The sequence below is a fragment of the Actinoplanes sp. NPDC048791 genome (assembly GCF_040650095.1).
In the GTDB taxonomy this organism is placed as follows: Bacteria; Actinomycetota; Actinomycetes; order Mycobacteriales; family Micromonosporaceae; genus Actinoplanes.
In genome coordinates, this window is the sequence record NZ_JBEZGQ010000198.1 from 1 (window position 1) to 11021 (window position 11021).

The following is an 11021-nucleotide window of genomic DNA, read 5'->3' on the forward strand; positions in this document are numbered from 1 at the left end:
CGGCCGGCCGCGCGTAAGTCCTCGTCCCTCAGCGGGTCGCCATGATGAGCGCGGCCGGGTCGGTGCAGACCAGCTCCAGCGCCCGGGCCACCACGGCCGGGTCGTACGTCGAGGCGTGGAACGTCGCCTCCAGGTGCAGCACCCCGCCCATCTCGGACGTGGTGAGCGTGATGCCCTCCGGGCCGTTGAGCGTCGGCACGCTCTGGTTGACCCGGCCCGCGGCGTCGACCGCCCACGGCAGGTCGGCGAGCACGTCGTGCCGGCCCTGGTTGCTGAACGTCAGCCGGGGCCGCGGCTCGATCGCCGCCTCCGACGGGTACGCGTCCGGCAGGCCCGGTGCGCCGGCCACCGCGATCTTGCCCTCGCGCAGCAGCATCATGGTCAGGATCCGGCCGGTGGCCAGCTCCGCCTTGAGTGTCGTGTGGATGGCCTGCGGGTCGGTCAGGCTCGGCGGGCTCAGGAACGGGCCCATGCAGAAGTTGCTGTCGATGCTGACGCCCTGGTCCACGTAGCGTCGCGCGTCGGCCAGGAACGTACCGCCGGACAGGTCCGGGTTCAGGCCCAGCTCGCGCAGCGCCGCCGTGAACGCGGCGAACGTGATCGCCGAGGTGGTGACGCCGGGCGCGTACTGGTCACGCCACGTGCGCATCTTGCCGAGCACCTCCGCCGAGCGGGCGGTCTCCACCGTCAGTCCCGGCGTCCACGGCCGCGTCGGCGACTCCTGCGGGTGCGGCGGCCGGGCGAAGCTCAGCCCCTGCTTCCACCGGCCCGGCTTGGTGCCGAACTGCTTCCACCAGGCCTTCGGCAGCGCCCAGCGGTGCCGGACGGACGGGGCGATCTGTGCGGCCCGTTCCTCGCCGGCTGCCCGGATCAGCTCGCGGAGCAGCGTGTTCACCGGGCCCGCGTCGCCGTACGCGTGGGCCACCTTCATGGCCACGTACCCGCCGCCGGCCAGGATCCGCACCGGGTGGTGACCGCGCGGCTCGGCCTGCAGCTCGCGGGTCATCGCGTCGAAGTCGGCCGGCCCGTCACCGAGGTCGGTGACCGCCTCCCGCACGTAGGCCGCGAACGCGGCCGCGTCCATGTGCAGCCACTTGGCGCCGGCGCGGTCGAGGCGCGACACCGCCCGGTGGGTCGGGTCGGCGGCGTGCAGGCCGATCAGGGCGGTCCGCAACCGCTCGGCGGTCACCCCGGTCAGCGGGCCGACGGTACGGATGTACTCCAGCGGCAGCCAGGCGCGTTCGCGCAGAGTCAGGCTGGTGGTCGACATGATGTTCTCCTCCAGGGGCGGGCGGGCGAGGACGACCCGCAGCACGGTCGGCGCGACGAGCACCATCTCGACGGCCATCACCACTGCCACCCAGGTGACGAGGTCGGTGAGGCTGCCGCGGCTGCCGCCGTACCAGGCGGCGACGAGCTCGGCGATGCCGGCGAAGACCGAGAAGATGCCGGCGCCCCGGACGCGGCCCTGCACCCGGGAGATCGCCAGGAAGAAGTGGTGGAAGACGAACGGCACGTAGGTCAGCGCCAGGATCATCAGCGCGGTGCCGGCCGACTCGGCGTAGCTCGCCCCGAACAGACCCATGATCGGCTTGGCGAAGAACACCACGATCAGCGAGACCGGCAGGCCGCCGCCGAGACAGATGAGCAGGCCCATCCGCACCTTGGAGCGCAGCGCGGCCTTGTCGCCGCTGGCCACCGCGAACAGCGTCAGCGCCACGTTGCCCGGCACCATCGCCAGGAACGACAGCACCATGAACGCGGTGTAGAAGGACGCGTTCGCCTCGGCCGACAGCACCGCGGTGACGACCAGGGGCAGGGCCGCGCGCGGCAGGTAGGTGGCCAGGTTCAGCAGGTTGTGGTCGAACGTCGCCCGGCCCCGGCCGCGGAGCAGCGACACGCGGGGGCGTACCGAATCGACCATGCCCTTGCGCCGCAGCGTGCGGCCCAGGATCACCACCGAGAGCACCATGCCGGCGATCCAGGTGAGCAGCAGTTCGCCGCCGGTCAGGGTGAGCGGCAGCACGGCGAGCACGCCGAGCAGGATCAGCTTCACCACCGAGAACCAGGCGTTGCGCATCAGCTGCAACGGTCCCTGCAGGAGCCCGACCAGGGCCTCGTCCAGGACCAGGGTCATCGCGTTGAGCGCGATGCCGAAGACCAGCAGCACGGTGGCGGCCGTGCTGCCGAGCGCGTTCTGCAGGCCGGGGACGGCCAGGTGGGCGAGCGCGACGTAGATCAGCCCGCCCAGGGTCGCGGCGCTGCCGGCGACCAGCAGGCAGGTGGAGATCAGTTCCCACTTGCGGCCGCGCAGCGCGGGCAGGTCCGAGATCAGCATGGTGCCCATGCCGAACATGCCGATCGTGCCGATCAGCGTCATCGCGGAGACCGCCGCGGACGCCTGGCCGACGGCCTCGGCCGGTGCGGTACGCGCGGCCAGCCACCAGTACGCGAAGCCGAACAGTGACGTGATCGCCGTCGTGGCCATCAGCGAACCGGCGTTCAGGAACAGGTCCAGATGCCCGCGCAGAACGGTGACCAGGCCACCACGACCCGGACCCTCCGGTCCTGGATCCAGGCTTTCCGGCACTACCTCGGTGACCGTACTTTCCACTACTACCGCCCCCAGTGCAGTGATCGAAGCCAAACGGTAGTTACCCGCAGTATTCGACTGCCACGGCAGAGTGGTGCACACTCCGCACACTGTCCGGAGTGGAGAACCTGCGGACCGGGGGACGGGTCCGGGACCGTTCGGTGGATCTTTGAGACGCCTGGGACCTCAGGCGTTATGCCTGGTCACAGCCGTAACGTCCGATGCGGCGGGTGAGCCGGCACACGGCGGGAGGCCTACTCCTCCCAGACCGGCACGGAGGGTAGACCCCGCTCGGCGCGGGCCGCGTCGGTGAGCTCCTGGATCAGCCCGGTCTTACCCCGCGTGTACGCGTCCCCGGGCCCGAACTTGTCCATCAGCTCGCGCTTGAGGGCGGCGTACCGGTCCCGGTCGGCGGGGTGGGTGAGCAGGTAGTCGCGCAGCAACCGCTCGTTGCGCACCGGCCAGCTCTCCGCCGTGACGACGTGCAGGTGGTACGCCGTGCTGTCGTAGTCCTCACGCCGGAAGAAGAGGCGCTGCGGCATGTCGGTCGGCCCCCTGCGGTAGCCGAACGTCCCGAGCGCACTGGTGTTGACGTCGTCGAGGTCCTCGAGGCTGGCCATCAGGTCGATCACCGGTTTGGCCGGCAGCCCGGGCACGGCGGTGCTGCCGACGTGCTCGACCGCCAGGAACAGCGGGGCCAGCACGACACAGGCCTGCCGGCCCAGGTCGGCCCACCGCTGATCCGGCTCCGCGATCGTCACAGCCAACCCACCTTCTTCAAGCGGCGGTGCAGCACCACCGCGGCCCCGGCCATCAGCAGCAGCACGCCCGCGTAGCCGTATCGCCAGCCCAGCTCGGGCATGAACTCGAAGTTCATCCCGTAGATGCCGGCGATGGCGGTCTGCACGGCGGCGATCGCGGCCCACGACGCGATCTTGCGCATGTCATTGTTCTGGTCCACCGACACCTGCGCGAGCCGGGCCTGCAGGATCGAGTTCAGCAGATCATCGAAACCGGCGACCCGGTCCACCGCCCGGTTCAGCCGCCCCCGCACATCCACCAGGTACGGATACAGCCCCGTGGGCACGATGTCGCGGTCGAGCAACCGCTGCAACGGCTCCTGCAGCGGCAGCACCGCCCGCTTGAACTCCACCATCTCCCGTTTGAGCTGGTAGATGTGCGCGATGTCGGGCGGTTTGCTGGCGGAGAAGGAGACCTCCTCCAGCGCCTCGAGGTCGTGCTCCACGTGCGCGGCGACCTCCAGGTAGAGGTCGACCATGCGGCTGCTGACCGCGTACGCGACCGCCCACGGACCCTCGGCCAGCAGGGCGGGCCGCTGCTCCAGCTCCTGGCGGACCGGCCGCAGCGCACCCGCGGCCCCGTGCCGCACGGTGATGACAAAACGGTCGCCGATCAGCACGGTGACGTCGCCGGTGTCCACCACCTCGGAGCTCTCGGTCAGCTCCTCGTGCTCGACGTAGCGCGCGGTGCGCAGCACGAGCCGGGTGACCTCGCCGATCACCTCGGCGGCGGGCCGGTGCCCGGCCGCGGCGGCCTGCTCGGCGGTGAGCTCGTGCAGGCCGAAGACCCGGGCGATCGCGGCCATCGTGGGCTCGTCGGGCTCGTGCAGCCCGAGCCAGACGAACGCGTCCTTCTGCCGGTGCGCCTGGCGGACGGCGTGCGCGTAGTGCAGCTGCCCGGGCCGGCGCGCACCGGCGTGATACACGGCACAGTCGACGACGGCGTCGGGATTGCTGCGCCTCTGCTCCGGTGCGGCGGGCACCGGGCGGGCCAGGCCCTCGATGAGCCGGCCGAGCGTACGCGGAAGGGAGCGCGTCTCGCGCCGCCGCAACCCGAACATCCGCGGTTCCCCCATCGATCGCCGACCGTCCGGGATGACCGTAACGGTTGACCGCCCGCTTGTGCCGCACCGTGTGCCCGTACCGGGTTCGGATCCTGCACCGGCGCGGGCCGGGCCCGCGCCAGGAGTACCGCCCGGCCGCCCGGATCAGGCCGAGCGACGCATCGCCCGGGTGCCGACCAGCAGGCCGAACGCGCCCACCACGGCCGCCGCGATCGCGCCGGTCACGGTCGTCGACGCCCAGACGTCGCCGTTGAACAGGGCCCGTTCCGCGTCGACCACGTAGGTCAGCGGGTTCCACTTCGACAGCGCCTGCAGCCAGCCCGGCCCGGCCTCGACCGGCAGCAGCATGCCCGCGAGCAGCAACAGCGGGAAGAGCAGCGTCTGCTGCACGGTCCAGAACAACCACTCCTGGTTCTTCGCCGCCAGCGCCAGCGTGTACGACAGCGAGCCGAGCCCCAGGCAGAAGACCGAGAGGATGACCAGGCCCAGCAGTGCGCCACCGAGGTGCAGGTCGAAGCCGAACGGCAGGCAGATCGCCACGATGACCGCGGCCTGCACGACCACCGGCACGATCTCCTTGAGCGCCCGGCCGATCAGCAGCGCGGGCCGGCGCAGCGGGGTGACCAGCATCCGCTCGTGCGATCCGGTCTGGATCTCGAAGAGCAGGTTGGAACCGGTCATCGAGGTGCCGAACAGGCACGACATCACCACGATGCCGGGTACGAACCACTGCAGGCTCAGATCGTCGGGCAGCAGCGGCGCGAACAGGCCCAGGAAGACCAGCGGCTGGACCATCGCGAAGACGACGGTGAACGGGTTGCGCAGGACCGGCCGCAGTTCGCGGCTGAAGACCACGCCGGTGTCGGTGACGAGATTGGTCATGACTCAGGCCTCCACGAGAGCGGGTGCGGTTTCCTCGGTGTCCCCGGCCGACCGGGCGGCGCCGCCCTCGCGCAGGCTGCGGCCGGTCAGCTGGAGGAAGACGTCGTCGAGCGTGGCCCGCCTGACCTCGACCTCGGCCGGGGGCAGCCCCCAGGCCCGCAGGTCGTCGAGCAGGCCGGTGACGAGGCGGGGCGCTCCGGGGACGGAGATGGTCACCTCGGTGCCGTGCTTGTGGGACTTGTGCGGGACGCGGGCCGCGACCGCCGCCGCGTCGGTCTCGTGCTCGAAGCCGAGGACGATCCGATCGCCGACGTGCTCGTCCTTGAGCCGGGCCGGGGTGTCGTCGGCGATGATCCGGCCGTGGTCGATCACGATGACCCGTTCCGCCATCGCGTCCGCCTCGTCGAGGTAGTGGGTGGTCAGCACGATCGTCGTGCCGTACCGCTCGCGCAGCTCGACGATGTGCTCCTGCAGGTTGGCCCGGTTCTGCGGGTCCAGCCCGGTCGACGGCTCGTCGAGGAAGAGCAGCTCGGGGGCGTGGATCAAACCCATCGCGATGTCCAGGCGGCGGCGCTGGCCGCCGGAGAGCGTCGACACGGTCCGGTCGGCGACCGCACCGAGGTCGAGCGACTCGATCAGCTCGGCGGCGCGCCGCCGGGCGTCGGCCACCTTCATCCCGTACGCGCGACCCTGGCTGATCAGCTCGTCGCGGCCGCGCTGGCTGTGCGCGGCGCCGTTGCCCTGACCGATGTAGCCGATCCGGTGGCGTACCTCGCGTTGCGCGCGGACCACGTCGTGGCCGGCGACCCGGGCGGTGCCGGAGGTCGGCGGGATCAGCGTGGTGAGCATGCGCAGGGTGGTCGACTTCCCGGCGCCGTTCGGGCCGAGCAGCGCGACCAGCTCACCCGGGGCGACGGTGAGGTTGATCCCGCGTACCGCCTGCACGTCCTTGAAATGCCTGGTCAGCTCGTGTGTCTCAATCATGGGAACCACGCTAGGAGCAGATGCGGCCACTTTCTGACCGCAATCGACGGCAGACTGACGACATGGCGAACACGAGTGCCCGGATGCTGCGGCTGCTCTCCCTGCTGCAGACCCACCGCTACTGGCCCGGCACCGAGCTGGCGGACCGGCTGGAGGTCAGCCCGCGGACCCTGCGCCGCGACGTCGACCGGCTGCGCGAGCTCGGCTATCCCGTCGACGCGGCCCGCGGCGTCGCCGGCGGCTACCAACTGCAGGCGGGCGCGGCGGTGCCACCGCTGCTGCTCGACGACGAGGAGGCGGTCGCCATCGCGGTCGGGCTGCGCACCGCGGCGGCCGGGGCGGTGGCCGGCTTCGAGGAGACCTCGGTGCGAGCCCTGGCGAAGGTCATCCAGCTGCTCCCGCCCCGGCTGCGCAAGCGCATCGACGCGTTACAGGCGGCGACCGCGCCCGGGGTCTTCGGCGGCGGCCCGACCCTGGACGCCGCCAGCCTGACCACGATCGCCCTCGCCTGCCGCGGCGAGGAGCGGCTGCGCTTCGCCTACACACCCCGCGAAGGCGCGGAGTCCTCCCGCTACGTCGAACCGCACCGCCTCGTCTCGCTCGGCCGCCGCTGGTATCTGGTCGCCTGGGATCTGGACCGCGGTGACTGGCGCAGCTTCCGGATCGACCGGCTGACCGCGCCCCAGCTGACCGGCGCCCGCTTCCGCCCCCGCGAGATCCCCGGCGGCGACCCCGTGGCCTGGATGCGCTCCCGGCTGGCGGCGGTGCCGAACCGCTACGAGGTGTCGGTCGTCATCGGCCGGCCCGCGCCGGAGGTGCGGAGCTTCGTGGGCCAGTGGGGCACGGTGGAGCCGGAGTCGGCGGCGAGCTGCCGGCTGCGGATGAACGTGGACGACCTCGGCTGGCCGGTCATGGTGCTGGGCATGCTGGGCGCCGACTTCACAGTGGAGTCACCTCCGGAATTACGCGATCAGGTCCGCGCAGCAGGCGAAACCCTGCTGCGCGGAGCCGACCGGTAGCTGGACGGATCGGCGCCCCCGTGGCGCCGATCCGCACGAGAAACCTATCGACCGGGTACGACACTTTTTCGCGTCGCCGACGCCCGGCACCCCCGGCGGATCCGGGGAAACCCGGCTGAGAATGTCGGTGGTGACCGGCATACTTCCGGTCGTGAACGAGGTACCGGAAACCGTCGACGACGTCATCGAGCTGGCCCGCTCCGGCCGGCGGCTGAAATACGTCTTCTTCTGGGGCCACCGGCCGCAGCGCGACGGCAGCATCGGCACCGGCTGCCTGAGCCAGTGGTGGCCGTCGGCGTTCACTGTGGATGGTGTCCGGTTCAGCTCGGCGGAGCACTACATGATGTGGCGCAAGGCGCTGCTCTTCGGCGACGAGGAGACCGCCCGGCTCATCGTCGCGGCCAGCCACCCCCGCCAGGCCAAGATGCTGGGCCGCCGGGTCTGCGGCTTCGACGAGGCGACCTGGGTCCAGCATCGCTGGTCCATCGTCACGCAAGCCAGTGTGGCGAAGTTCGGCCAGCGTCCCGAGCTGCGCGACTTCCTGGTCGGCACGGGGGAGCGGGTCCTCGTCGAGGCCAGTCCCACGGACCGGATCTGGGGCATCGGGCTGGCCGCCACCGACGAGCGCACGGCCGACCCGGCCCATTGGCAGGGGCTCAATCTGCTCGGCTTCGCCCTGATGGCGGCCCGTGAGCAGCTCAGGGGATGAGCTTGCGCATCCGCCAAGTCCACACGTCGTCCTCCGGACCGGCTCCGTAGGCCTTGCGCTTGCCCAGCTGTTCGAAGCCGCGCGCCCGGTAGAACGGGATGCCCTTGTCGTTGTCCACGACCACGGAGGCCCACAGTTCGTCGGCGCCGAGCTCGGTCACCTGCTCGATGATCCTGTTCAGCAGCAGGGTGCCGAGCCCGCGCCCGCGTTCGGCCGGGTCCAGATAAATGACGAAGAGCTCACCGACGCCCGGCGCGGTCGTGCCACCACCGGCCGCGCCGAGCACCCGGCCGTTCTCCTCGACGACCTGGTAGCCCAGCCAGCCGGGCGGGCTCGCGGCGATCTCCCCGGCCACCCGCTCCGGGTTGTAGAACTCCCCGATGACCCGTTCGACGTAGTCGCCGGGCAGCAGGCCGGCGTAGGTGTCGCGGTAGGCGTCGGTGCAGACCCGGCAGATGGCCGCCACGTCGCCGGCGGTGGCGGCCCGGACGCTCGCGCTCATGCGAGGCAGGTTAACCCGGCCGGGACCGGCCCGCCGGTTACCGAGTCGCTGGCAGTGGCGTTCGTGCGAGGCAGATTGACCCCGCCGGGGCCGGCCCGCCGGTCACCACCGGCGGCGGTGACCCGCGCGGTCCCGGACCGTGGCCCAGACCATCTTGCCGCCCGCGGTCGGGATGGCACCCCAGGCCACCGAGTCGGCGTGCACCACGCGCAGGCCGTGCCCGCGCTCGTTGAGCGGCAGCCCCGGCTCCACCGGGCAGGGGTCGATGATCCGCGGCAGTGTGGGGTCGCGGTCCCGGACCGCCAGGTGCAGCGCGGTGCCGCGACGCGAGATCGACACTTCCATTTCCGTACGGGCGTGCTCCACCGCGTTGGCGACCAGCTCGGAGAGCACGGCCCGGCCGGGATGCAGCAGCGGGGCGAGGTTCCAGGCGTGGCAGGCGCCGCCGACGAGATTGCGCGCGACGCCGGGGGAGACAGGCGAGGGTGGCAGGCGCATCCGGACCACGTCGGTCAGCGGGCGGCTGCCGGTGAGCGACTCCCGGGCCTCCGCGACCGAGGCGAAGACCGGCAGGTAGCGCTGGGCGCCGATCTGGCCCAGCCGGTGCGCGAGCGGCGAATCGGCGGGCAGGCAGAGGGCGAGCCGGGCGGGCGGATCGGCGGCCGCGGCGGCCTGGGTGGCGGACAACCACACCGGCACGCTGTCGGCCGCCGGGTCCGTCACGCCGGCCACGTCGATGAGGATGGCGGCGGGACTCTCGGCCAGGCAGCGACCGATCTCCAGGGCCACCGTGGCGCCGAGCTGCGGATGCCAGTCGCCGCGTACCGCGATGTCGATGACCGCCCCGTCGACGTCCGCGGTGACCGAGACCTGGGCGCGGGCCCCGTCGAGCGCGGGCAGGAACAGGTACGGAGGGTTCTCCTCCATGGACTCGGCTCCTCAGTCGACACGTCGGTCCGGGTATCAGGCAGTCTCGGCCGCTGTCCGCCGCCGGTCAACGAAGCTCACCCGTACGGGTGCAATCGGCCGGCTCGGCCAGGGAGGATGGGCGGGTGACCGGACTAGGTGCCATCTTTCTGCCCCAGAACCCGCCCGAGCGGCTGCGGAGCATCGCCCGCGCCGCTGACGAGGCCGGCCTCGAACAGCTCTGGCTGTGGGAGGACTGCTTTCTGAACAGCGGGGTCGCGGCCGCCGCGGCCGCACTGGCCTGGACGACGAGGCTGCGGGTCGGCATCGGCATCCTGCCGGCGCCCCTGCGCAACGTGGCCCTGACCGCGATGGAGGTCGCCACGCTGCACCGGATGTTCGGCGACCGCGCGATCATCGGCGTCGGGCACGGCGTGCAGGAGTGGATGGCCCAGGTCGGCGTCAAGGCGGCGTCGCCGATGACCATGCTGCGGGAGCAGGCCACCGCCCTGCGGGAGCTGCTGCGCGGCGAGACCGTGACCGCCGAAGGCCGCTACGTACGGCTGGCCGAGGTCAAGCTCGACTGGCCCCCGGAGCAGCCGCCGGCACTGTTCATCGGCGCGACCGGTCCCAAGACCCTGCAACTCTCGGGCGAGCTGGCCGACGGCACGATCCTGACCGGCGGCACCTCCCCGGAGGGCGTCCGAGCGGCCCGGGAGCACATCGGCGGGGCGGACGGCCACCAGCTCGTCGTCTTCCTGCCGGCGGCGTTCGGCCCGACGGCGGCTGACCGCATGGCCCGCCAGCAGGAGCGCTACGGCATGGACTTCCCGGGAGTGGCGGGCGACGCCCAGGCGGTGGCGGCGACGGTCGAGCGCTTCGCTGAGGCGGGTGCGACCACGGTGGTCCTCCAGCCGACGGTGGACGACCCGGACCCGGAAGCGTTCGTCCGGGCCGTGGCGACGGAGGTACGCCCCCTGGTCGGCTGAATCTGCACTATCTTGTCCGACATGCCCATTTCGCCATACCTTCGTAGCCTGCGCGAAGTCATCGGCCACCGGATGCTGCTGCTGCCGGGCGTCACCGCGGTGGTCTTCGACGACGCGGGCCGGCTGCTGCTGGGCCGGCGCGCCGACAACGGCACCTGGGCCCTCATCGCGGGCACGATGGACCCGGGCGAGCAGCCGGCGGAGACGGTCGTCCGAGAGGTGTACGAGGAGACGGCCGTCCACGTGGTCCCGGAACGGATCACCAGCGTGCTGACCCAGCCGCCGAACACGTACCCGAACGGCGACGAGACGGAATTCGTCGACATCACGTTCCGCTGCCGGGCGGTCGGGGGCGAGGCCCGGGTGAACGACGACGAGTCGCTGGCGGTGGGCTGGTTCGAGCTGGGCGACCTGCCCCCGATCAACGACCTGAACCGCCGGCGCATCGAATACGCGCTGGCGCCGGGTGCGGACGCTTGGTTCAGCGCCCCGGCCATCCACCAGCCCTGACCTGCGCTGACCGTTTGTCGGCCGGGCCCGACCCGTTTGTTGGCTGCGCCGCGCCGGGCCGCG

Annotated in this window: 11 protein-coding genes; 4 read left to right on the plus strand and 7 right to left on the minus strand. The window is 71.9% G+C overall.

Annotated features, from left to right (window positions below; translation table 11 throughout):
• Nucleotides 1–28 precede the first annotated feature (28 nt).
• The 5 genes from AB0C29_RS16960 to AB0C29_RS16980 all read right to left on the minus strand — a co-directional run bounded on the left by AB0C29_RS16960 (nucleotide 29) and on the right by AB0C29_RS16980 (nucleotide 6323).
• Entirely contained in the window at nucleotides 29–2590 is a 2562-nt protein-coding gene (locus tag AB0C29_RS16960) for a lipopolysaccharide biosynthesis protein (RefSeq protein WP_360821126.1), read from the minus strand.
• Nucleotides 2591–2847: 257 nt separating this feature from the next.
• Entirely contained in the window at nucleotides 2848–3354 is a 507-nt protein-coding gene (locus tag AB0C29_RS16965; RefSeq protein ID WP_360821128.1) for a GrpB family protein, read from the minus strand.
• Nucleotides 3351–4454, minus strand: coding sequence for a magnesium and cobalt transport protein CorA (locus tag AB0C29_RS16970; RefSeq protein WP_360821130.1), 1104 nt, complete (start codon nucleotides 4452–4454; stop codon nucleotides 3351–3353). The genes AB0C29_RS16965 and AB0C29_RS16970 overlap by 4 nt, the downstream gene beginning before the upstream one ends.
• A 147-nt stretch (nucleotides 4455–4601) precedes the next feature.
• Entirely contained in the window at nucleotides 4602–5339 is a 738-nt protein-coding gene (locus AB0C29_RS16975) for an ABC transporter permease (RefSeq protein WP_360821132.1), read from the minus strand.
• A gap of 3 nt (nucleotides 5340–5342) precedes the next feature.
• Nucleotides 5343–6323, minus strand: a complete 981-nt coding sequence (locus AB0C29_RS16980) for an ATP-binding cassette domain-containing protein (protein ID WP_360821134.1) — start codon at nucleotides 6321–6323, stop codon at nucleotides 5343–5345.
• A gap of 62 nt (nucleotides 6324–6385) precedes the next feature.
• Between AB0C29_RS16980 and AB0C29_RS16985 the strand changes: the two genes are divergently transcribed.
• Together AB0C29_RS16985 and AB0C29_RS16990 are read left to right on the plus strand one after the other, a co-directional pair.
• The gene (locus tag AB0C29_RS16985) at nucleotides 6386–7342 is read left to right on the plus strand and encodes a YafY family protein (protein WP_360821136.1); all 957 of its coding nucleotides are present in this window, start codon (nucleotides 6386–6388) and stop codon (nucleotides 7340–7342) included.
• Nucleotides 7343–7493: 151 nt separating this feature from the next.
• Nucleotides 7494–8051: an NADAR family protein gene (locus AB0C29_RS16990; protein ID WP_360821138.1), complete on the plus strand. Its 558-nt coding sequence runs from the start codon at nucleotides 7494–7496 to the stop codon at nucleotides 8049–8051.
• Here AB0C29_RS16990 and AB0C29_RS16995 read toward each other — a convergent pair.
• On the minus strand, nucleotides 8041–8553 hold the full coding sequence (locus AB0C29_RS16995) for a GNAT family N-acetyltransferase (protein WP_360821140.1): 513 nt from the start codon (nucleotides 8551–8553) through the stop codon (nucleotides 8041–8043). The two genes, AB0C29_RS16990 and AB0C29_RS16995, sit on opposite strands and share 11 nt — an antisense overlap.
• 102 nt (nucleotides 8554–8655) lie before the next feature.
• On the minus strand, nucleotides 8656–9480 hold the full coding sequence (locus AB0C29_RS17000) for an ATP-binding protein (RefSeq protein WP_360821142.1): 825 nt from the start codon (nucleotides 9478–9480) through the stop codon (nucleotides 8656–8658).
• A 125-nt stretch (nucleotides 9481–9605) separates the two neighbouring features.
• Here AB0C29_RS17000 and AB0C29_RS17005 point away from each other — a divergent pair, with 125 nt between their 5' ends.
• On the plus strand, nucleotides 9606–10448 hold the full coding sequence (locus tag AB0C29_RS17005) for an LLM class flavin-dependent oxidoreductase (RefSeq protein ID WP_360821144.1): 843 nt from the start codon (nucleotides 9606–9608) through the stop codon (nucleotides 10446–10448).
• Between the two features lie 21 nt (nucleotides 10449–10469).
• The gene (locus AB0C29_RS17010) at nucleotides 10470–10958 is read left to right on the plus strand and encodes an NUDIX domain-containing protein (RefSeq protein WP_360821146.1); all 489 of its coding nucleotides are present in this window, start codon (nucleotides 10470–10472) and stop codon (nucleotides 10956–10958) included.
• The last annotated feature ends 63 nt before the right edge of the window (nucleotides 10959–11021 follow it).

What these genes read in the sequence shown, in the direction of transcription:
- AB0C29_RS17000 (WP_360821142.1), bottom strand. Translation starts at nt 9,480, where the DNA reads ATGGAGGAGAACCCTCCGTACCTGTTCCTGCCCGCGCTCGACGGGGCC.
- AB0C29_RS16995 (WP_360821140.1), bottom strand. Translation starts at nt 8,553, where the DNA reads ATGAGCGCGAGCGTCCGGGCCGCCACCGCCGGCGACGTGGCGGCCATC.
- AB0C29_RS16970 (WP_360821130.1), bottom strand. Translation starts at nt 4,454, where the DNA reads ATGTTCGGGTTGCGGCGGCGCGAGACGCGCTCCCTTCCGCGTACGCTC.
- AB0C29_RS16975 (WP_360821132.1), bottom strand. Translation starts at nt 5,339, where the DNA reads ATGACCAATCTCGTCACCGACACCGGCGTGGTCTTCAGCCGCGAACTG.
- AB0C29_RS16985 (WP_360821136.1), top strand. Translation starts at nt 6,386, where the DNA reads ATGGCGAACACGAGTGCCCGGATGCTGCGGCTGCTCTCCCTGCTGCAG.
- AB0C29_RS16980 (WP_360821134.1), bottom strand. Translation starts at nt 6,323, where the DNA reads ATGATTGAGACACACGAGCTGACCAGGCATTTCAAGGACGTGCAGGCG.
- AB0C29_RS17010 (WP_360821146.1), top strand. Translation starts at nt 10,470, where the DNA reads ATGCCCATTTCGCCATACCTTCGTAGCCTGCGCGAAGTCATCGGCCAC.